Source organism: Brevundimonas sp. (genome assembly GCF_032107865.1).
Taxonomy (GTDB): Bacteria; Pseudomonadota; Alphaproteobacteria; order Caulobacterales; family Caulobacteraceae; genus Brevundimonas.
Map to the genome: position 1 here is coordinate 1 of NZ_DAMCNG010000138.1, position 7,396 is coordinate 7,396.

Consider the following 7,396-nt stretch of genomic DNA (forward strand, 5'->3'; position numbering starts at 1 on the left):
GGTCGCGGCGGCGCGGCGGCCTATGGCCGGGCGCTGGAGACCGACAGCCTGTCGCGTCTGGCGCTGGAGGCGGACCTGCGCAACGCCTTCGTGCGCGGCGAGATCGAGCCCTTCTTCCAGCCCATCGTCAATCTAGGCACGGGCGCCGTGGCAGGGTTTGAGGCCCTGGCGCGCTGGCGTCACCCCCGGCGCGGCCTGGTGCCGCCGGACGAGTTCCTGACGCTGGCCGATGAAATGGGCCTGATGAACGAGCTGGGTCTGCTGATGATGACCGAGGCCTCGCGTCAACTGGCCGAGTGGCTGCATCGCCATCCCAGCGCTGGGCGGCTATTCTGCAGCGTCAACCTGTCGGTGGGCGAGATTGAGCGCGCCCACCTGGTCGAGGACGTGGCCCGCATCATCAAGGAGGCCGGCCTTCCGCGCGGCGCGCTGAAGCTGGAAGTCACCGAGGGCGACATCATGCGCGACACCGCGCGCGCCGCCGAGGTGCTGAAGGCTCTGCGCGAGGCGGGGGCCAGCCTGGCGCTGGACGACTTCGGCACCGGTTTCTCGTCCCTGTCCTACCTGGCCAAGCTGCCGTTCGACACGCTGAAGATCGACCGCTACTTCGTTCTGACGATGGACAAGGACGAAGGCTCGGCCAAGATCGTCAAATCCGTCGTCAACCTGGGCCGCGACCTGGCGCTGGAAGTGGTGGCCGAGGGGGTGGAGAACGCCTCTCTGGCCCAGTTGCTGCTCGATGACGGCTGCCATTACGGCCAAGGGTTCGGCTATGCGCCCGCCCTGCCGGCGCAGGAGGCTGAGGTCTATCTGAACGAGTCGCTGGCCGACGGCGCAGCGCCGATCAAGGCGCGCTCCGTCTGACGCCAAGCAACGTGCGGACGATAAGATGCGGTCGCGGCGTGTCTCTTCGTATAAGGTAGATTTGTTTTCGGCTGTAAACGTGACGGCCGGATAGGCTTTATCTAAGCTATTTGTAACTTGAACCCGTTGCTGATGATTTGATCTATCGCCTCCTGTTTTACACTCAGAGGCGCAGCGTCGATGCGTTTACATGGCGAGGTTCAAACGAATGAGCGCCTGGAGGTCAGCTTTGCAAAGCTGAAGGGCGCCTCGCAGGCGCCGCTCGCCGTCGGCATACAGCAGGGCGCGAAGATCTGGTCCGCCGCTTCTCCCGAACATGATGTCGACCAAAGGTTCGAGATCGGCTCCGTCTCGAAGGCGTTCACCGGCTCCTTGCTGGGCGTCATGATCGAGGCGGGAGACGTCGATCCCGATGCGCCGGTCGATCACCTGTTCGGCAAGCCTCTGCCCTGGCCGGTCAGGCCGCCGACCCTGGTTGAACTGGCCAGCCACCGGAGCGGACTGCCGAACACGCCCAAGCCGTTGTTCTGGCGCGAAAGCCTGGCGGCTCTATCCCTGTCGGTGAAGGATCCGTGGCGCGGCGTCGATGCGATGAAGTATCGCGCCATGCTCATGGCGGCCGTGAAACAGTCTCGGGTCGGAGAAGCGCCACGCTATTCGAGCATGGGGGTCAGTCTGCTGGGCGACGCCTTGGCGCACGCTGCGGGCATGGACTTCGCCGACCTGCTGGATCAGCGGCTGCTCAAGCCCCTGGGCGTCAGACGCACGGATTTCCTGCGCCCGGACGAGGGGCCTGATCAGGTGGCGGTCAGCGTCAATGACTGGGACCGGCCGGTGCCGTATCTGCGCGATCACATGGCGCCTGCCGGGATGCTGGCCTCGACGGTCGAGGACCAGCTGCGCTTCCTGCGCGCCGCCTGGGGGGATGGGCCGGACGACATCGTGAAGGGCATTGTCAGGGCCCAGACGCCTGTGGCCCAGATGGGCGGCGTCGCCATCGGCTATTGCTGGCTTCTGGCCCCGCACAAGGACGGGGAGGTCGCCTTCCATAACGGCGGGACATGGGGATCTCAGGCCGAGGTCGCGGTGATGAAGGACCGACGGATCGCCGTCGCCGCCCTGTCCGCCAAACGTCGCCATACCGATGAGTTCGTGAGCGAGGCGCTCGGAACCTGAGAACTTTCGGCCGCGCTCAGGCCCGGCCGCTCTGGCTGGACAGACGGGCGGCCTCGACGCCCAGCGCGGCCAGGGCGCGGCTCCATTTGGTGTCATAGTCGGCGTCGAAGATCAGGGCCGGGTCGGCGTCCGTCGTCAGCCAGACGTTCTCGTTCAGCTCTTCCTCCAACTGCCCCTCGCCCCACCCGGCGTAGCCCAGCAGCAGGATGGCGCGGCTGGGACCGTCCTCGACGTCGGCCATGGCGGCCAGGGCGTCGCGGGTGCCGGTCAGGGCCAGACCGTCGCCGAAGGTCAGGCTGGCGTCCTCGCTGGTCCAGTCGGCCGTGTGCAGGACGAAGCCGCGCTCGCGCTCCACTGGGCCGCCGATCAGCACCGAGCGGTCGCGCGCAGTGTCGTCTATGGGCGTGTCCAGCTTTTCAAGAACCTCGGCCAGGGACACGCCCGGCGCGGGCTGGTCCAGGCGCAGCCCCAGGGCGTGTTCGTCGTCGTGGGCGCAGATCAGGATGACGGCGTGGCGGAAGCGATCGTCGTCGATACCCGGCATCGCCACCAGAAGACGCCCGGTCAGGGAGGAGAAGGCGGTCATGCCTCTATCATCGGGTCGGACGATGGCGGGCGCAAGCCATTCTCAAGGCCCGGCGCGCTTGGCGATCCCCCTGCGGGTCTCTATCTGACTCCTATCGTCCTGGATCGTCCGGGTCGAACTCCCGGAGACCCCGACATGACCATCCAGATCGGCGACCGCATTCCCGACGCCACCCTGACGACCATGACGCCCGACGGCCCCAAGCCGGTCACGACGGCCGAGCTGTTCGGCGGCAAGACGGTCGCCCTGTTCGCCGTGCCGGGCGCCTTCACCCCGACCTGCTCCGCGCGCCACCTGCCGGGCTATGTCGATCACCGCGCCGATCTGGCGGGCAAGGGCGTGGACACCGTCGCCTGCGTCTCGGTCAACGACGCCTTCGTCATGGGCGCCTGGGCCAAGGCCAATGATCTGAACGGCGCCGACGACGTGGTCATGCTGGCCGACGGCAACGGCGACTTCACCCGCGCCGTGGGCCTGGCGCTGGACGCCAAGGGCTTCGGCATGGGCGAGCGCTCGCAGCGTTACTCCATGCTGGTCAAGGACGGCGTGGTCGACCAGCTGAACATCGAGCAGGGCGGCGAGTTCAAGGTCTCCTCGGCCGAGCATCTGCTTGCCCAGCTGTGATCACCGGCGTCGCTGATTGATCCATGAGCGACGTCTTCACTCCGGAAAAACGCAGCGCCGTCATGCGCCGGGTGAAGGGGCGCGACACCGCGCCCGAGATGAAGGTCCGGCGCCTGCTGCGGGGCGCCGGGATCGGCTATTGACTGGGCGGCTGCGGCCTGCCTGGTCGACCCGATGCGGTGATGAAGGGGCGGCGTATCGCCCTGTTCGTCCATGGCTGTTTCTGGCACGGCCATGACTGCCCGCGCGGGGCGCGCCAGCCCCGCTCCAACGCTGACTACTGGCTGGCCAAGATCGATCGCAACCGGGCGCGCGACGCCCGCGTCACGGCCGAGCTGGAGACGCAGGGCTGGCGCGTGCTGACCCTGTGGGAATGCGAGCAGAAGGCGCCCGATTGGGGCGAACGGCTGCTGGCCAGGGTGCGCGACTAGGCGAAGGCCTGAGACTCGACTTCAACCTCGTCAGCGGCGTCCAGAACCTCGCTCAGGGCGGCCAGCAGCACCGCCGGCGTCAGCGGCTTGGCGACGAAGTGGTTCATGCCCGCCTCCAGGCAGGCGGCGATATCCTCGGGCGCGGTGTCGGCCGTCACGGCGATGACCGGCGTCGCGACGTTCGGTCCATGGCCCGCGCGCAGGCGGCGGGTGGTTTCGCGGCCGTCCAGCTCGGGCATCCGCACATCCATGAAGATGACGTCGAAGACGCCGGCTTCGCAGGCCTTCAGCGCAGCCAAGCCGTCTTCGGCCATGGTCAGCTCGCAGTCGAGGGCTTGCAGGATCACCTGGATGGCGCGGCGGTTGATGGCGTGATCGTCGACCACCAGCACCCGCAGGGGGCGTTCCGCGTCGTGCGCTTCATCGGCTTCGACCGAGACCGAGGGCGGGGTCGGGACCGGCGCTGTTTGGACATCGGTGCGCAGGGCGGCTTCAGCCCGAACCGGCGTGGGCATGGGCGCGCGTTCGGGCAGGCTGCGGACCGGGACGGCGGCGACCAGGGCCGAGGCGGGCGTTGCAGCCTCCTTCACGCCTTCAGGCAGGGTCAGGGCCACGGTGAAGGTCGAGCCTCGTCCCGCCTGGCTGCGAACGGTCAGTCGACCGCCCATCAGTTCGACCAGATCGCGGCTGATCGCCAGGCCCAGGCCCGAGCCGCCGTAGCGGGCGGCGACGCCGTCGGCGGTCTGATCGAACGGGGTGAAGAGGCGGTCCATCTGGCCTGCCGTCATGCCCGGTCCGGTGTCGGCCACGTCGATCAGCAGGACGTGCAGCCCGGCCTCGTCGCGCCAGGAGCACAGTCGGATGGTGATGACGCCCGTATCGGTGAATTTGACGGCGTTGGAGATCAGATTGTTCAGCACCTGGCGCAGGCGCATGGCGTCGCCCTGAACCACGTCGGGCATATGACGCGAGCCGTCCAGGCGCAGGCGCAGCCCCTTGGCCCGGACAGGGCCCTGCCACAGTCGGAAGGTGTGGTTGAGCAGGTCGCGCAGGTCGAAATCACGCGCCTCGACCTTGAGACGACCGGCGTCGAGGCGGGCGTGGTCCAGCAGGTCGTCCAGCAACTCCTTCATCATCAGCCCGGCGTCCTCGATCATGGCCGTCTGTTGACGGGCCGCGGACGAGGGGGCGGCGACGCGCGTCAGTTCATGCGCGCCGGTCAGTATGGCGCCGATCGGCGTGCGCAGATCGTGGGCGACGGCGGCCAGAAGGGCGCTGCGGCCCGCCATGACGCTCTCGGCCTGACGGCGCTTGCCATCGGCTTCCTTCAAGGCGCGAGCCTCGGCCAGGCTGGAGGCGTGAAGGCGGCTGCGGGTGGTCAGACAGAAGAAGATGAAGGCCAGGGCGCCGATAGCGACCGGCAGGGTAAAGCGGCCCTCGACCGCCCAGCGGGCCATGAACAGCGGCGTCAACGCCAGCACCGCCAACTGAGGCGTGACCGTCCAGAGGAAGACACGCATATTGCCGGCCGAGGCGATGACCGAATTGATCGCGCCCGCCGCCAGCAGGGTGGTGGCGACCACGCCGCCGGGCAGGCCGCCCATGATCCACAGCGGTAGGGCGATGCTGGCGTAGGCGCCGGCGTTGGCCATGAGCGCCAGATCGCCCAAGGCGCCGCGCCAGCCCTTGGGCGCGAAAACCTGACCGCGCGTCACGGGGGCGAAGGCGGCGGCCTCGGCCGCCTGCAGCAGCAGATAGACCGCCAGCCAGCCCAGGCAGATGGGCAGGCCCACGATAGGGCTGAACAACAGGGCGCAGGCCAAGCCTACGACAAGTCGTTGGGGCAGCATCTTGTGCCGCTGTCGGATGGCGCCCCTCGGTTGCATCATGGCTGCGGAGACCTAATGCTCCGTCACCGGCGCGAGACGGCGGCTTCGGCCACGCTGGCGAAGCCGTCGGCGCGCAGACGGGCGGCCAGATCGCGCTTGATCCGGCCGATCATGCCGGGGCCTTCATAGATCAGGGCCGAATAGACCTGGACCGCCGAGGCGCCCGCGCGAATGCGGGCATAGGCGTCGGCGCCGTCGGCGATTCCCCCCACCGCGATCAGCGGCAGACGCCCGGCCGCCGCTTCGGCCGCCGCTTCCAGCGCCTTCTGGGCGAAGGGCTTCAGCGGTGCGCCCGACAGGCCGCCGGCCTCGCCCTTCCAGGCGGAACGCAGCGAGGCGGGGCGCTCCAGCGTGGTGTTGGACACGATCAGGGCGTCGATGCGGTGGGCGATGGAAGCCTCGACGATCATGCCGATCTCTTCGCCGATCAGGTCGGGCGCGATCTTCAGGAAGACGGGGGCGCCGTCAGCGGGGCGGGCCTCATGGATGCGGCCCAACAGGTCATCCAGCGCCTCGCGCCCCTGCAGCGCGCGCAGGCCCGGCGTGTTGGGCGAGGAGATGTTGACGGTGAAATAGTCGGCCAGCCCCGCCAACCGCTTCAGCCCCGTGACATAGTCAGCGGCCTTGTCCTCGGTGTCCTTGTTGGCGCCTAGATTGGCGCCGATGGCGGTGCGGGTCGGACGCCGCGCCAGACGGGCGGCGAAGGGCTCCAGCCCCTCGTTATTGAAGCCCATGCGGTTGATGATCGCCCGGTCTTCGGCCAGGCGGAACAGGCGCGGCTTGGGATTGCCCGCTTGCGCGCGCGGCGTGACCGAACCGCACTCCACCGCGCCGAAGCCCAGGCGCGACAGGCCTTCCAGCGCCTCGCCGTTCTTGTCGAGGCCCGCCGCCAGACCGACGGGGTTGGACATCTCCAGCCCGGCGATGACGGTCTTCAGGATCGGGTCGTCGGCGCTGGGCGCGGGCAAGGGCGTCATCTGCAGGGCGCGAATGGCCAGGCGGTGTGCGGCTTCCGGGTCGAGTTGACGCAGCGCCCAGGCGCCGAGGTCGGTCAGGCTCATGCTCAGGCGGTCTCTTCGAAGATCATGCGGCCGTCGGCCGTCACCGACAGGGCGCGGGCGGCGCGCGTCGCCGCGACGGGCAGGGGGCCGTAGATGTGGGGGAACAGGGCGCCGCCGCGCGACGGCTCCCAAATCAGGGCGTCGCCCAGGGCGGTCAGATCAACCTCGACCAGCATCAGTTCGGTCTGGCCCGCGTAATGCTTGGCGGCGGTCGCCTCCAACTGGTCGGCGGCGGACAGGTGGATGTAACCGTCGGCCAGGTCCACAGGCGAGCCGTCATAGCGGCCCTCGGCCACGGCGGCGCGCCAGTCGGCGCGGCTCAGAATCTTGAAGGCGATGTCGGGCCGGTCAGTCACGCCAGGGTCTCCGGCGTCAGCCAGCCTTCATAGGACGGGCGCCCTGCGACATCGACGCTGAAGATCGCCGCCGCCCCGGTGGGGAAACCGCCGCTCATCTTGTCCAGCACCGAGGGGGAGGCGGCGCTCTCGATCAGATATTCGACCGCCAGCTGATGCACGCCGGGGTTATGGGCGATCAGCAGCAGGCAGCCCGCCTGATCCTCGGCCGCCTCGACCGCGCGACGCAGCACGTCAGCGGGGGCGTTGTAGAGGGCGTCGGAGATATGCAGTTCGACATCGCCGAAATGCTCGCTGACGCCATCCCAGGTGTCGCGCGTGCGCTGGGCGCCCGAGACCAGCGCCATGTCCGGCTTCAGTCCTCGCTCGGCCAGGGCGCGGCCCATGGCGGCGGCGTCGCGGCGGCCGC

The 7,396-nt window shown here is 68.8% G+C and carries 8 protein-coding genes and 1 pseudogene; 4 read left to right on the forward strand and 5 right to left on the reverse strand.

From position 1 onward, the window contains the following. The coding region (locus tag RT567_RS11480; RefSeq protein WP_313576486.1) for an EAL domain-containing protein at positions 1-864 on the forward strand (864 nt) is incomplete at its 5' end. Between the two features lie 180 nt (positions 865-1,044). Next, on the forward strand, positions 1,045-2,040 hold the full coding sequence (locus RT567_RS11485) for a serine hydrolase domain-containing protein (protein WP_313576487.1): 996 nt from the start codon (positions 1,045-1,047) through the stop codon (positions 2,038-2,040). 16 nt (positions 2,041-2,056) lie between these two features. Here the strand turns inward: RT567_RS11485 and RT567_RS11490 are convergent, their stop codons facing one another. After that, entirely contained in the window at positions 2,057-2,626 is a 570-nt protein-coding gene (locus tag RT567_RS11490; RefSeq protein ID WP_313576488.1) for a YqgE/AlgH family protein, read from the reverse strand. A gap of 135 nt (positions 2,627-2,761) precedes the next feature. Between RT567_RS11490 and RT567_RS11495 the strand changes: the two genes are divergently transcribed. Further along, entirely contained in the window at positions 2,762-3,250 is a 489-nt protein-coding gene (locus tag RT567_RS11495) for a peroxiredoxin (protein WP_088410358.1), read from the forward strand. Positions 3,251-3,273: 23 nt separating this feature from the next. After that, positions 3,274-3,681 (forward strand): annotated as a pseudogene (locus RT567_RS11500) (very short patch repair endonuclease). On the opposite strand, the gene RT567_RS11505 reads toward RT567_RS11500, so the two are convergent. The 4 genes from RT567_RS11505 to RT567_RS11520 form a co-directional block, all read right to left on the reverse strand. Further along, positions 3,678-5,531 (reverse strand): ATP-binding protein, encoded by a 1,854-nt coding sequence (locus RT567_RS11505; RefSeq protein WP_313576489.1) that lies wholly within the window; start codon positions 5,529-5,531, stop codon positions 3,678-3,680. The pseudogene RT567_RS11500 and the gene RT567_RS11505 sit on opposite strands and share 4 nt — an antisense overlap. 62 nt (positions 5,532-5,593) lie before the next feature. Next, a complete protein-coding gene (locus RT567_RS11510; protein WP_313576490.1) occupies positions 5,594-6,631 on the reverse strand; it encodes a quinone-dependent dihydroorotate dehydrogenase in 1,038 nt (345 codons plus the stop codon). Positions 6,632-6,633: 2 nt separating this feature from the next. Beyond that, entirely contained in the window at positions 6,634-6,987 is a 354-nt protein-coding gene (locus RT567_RS11515; protein WP_313576491.1) for a DUF952 domain-containing protein, read from the reverse strand. Further along, positions 6,984-7,396, reverse strand: a 413-nt coding sequence (locus tag RT567_RS11520) for a histidine phosphatase family protein (RefSeq protein ID WP_313576492.1), incomplete at its 5' end; no start/stop codon positions are given. The genes RT567_RS11520 and RT567_RS11515, both read right to left, overlap by 4 nt.

Excerpts from the sequence above, each read along its gene's own strand:
- RT567_RS11495 (WP_088410358.1), top strand. The coding sequence starts at position 2,762 with ATGACCATCCAGATCGGCGACCGCATTCCCGACGCCACCCTGACGACC.
- RT567_RS11490 (WP_313576488.1), bottom strand. The coding sequence starts at position 2,626 with ATGACCGCCTTCTCCTCCCTGACCGGGCGTCTTCTGGTGGCGATGCCG.
- RT567_RS11510 (WP_313576490.1), bottom strand. The coding sequence starts at position 6,631 with ATGAGCCTGACCGACCTCGGCGCCTGGGCGCTGCGTCAACTCGACCCG.
- RT567_RS11505 (WP_313576489.1), bottom strand. The coding sequence starts at position 5,531 with ATGCTGCCCCAACGACTTGTCGTAGGCTTGGCCTGCGCCCTGTTGTTC.
- RT567_RS11485 (WP_313576487.1), top strand. The coding sequence starts at position 1,045 with ATGCGTTTACATGGCGAGGTTCAAACGAATGAGCGCCTGGAGGTCAGC.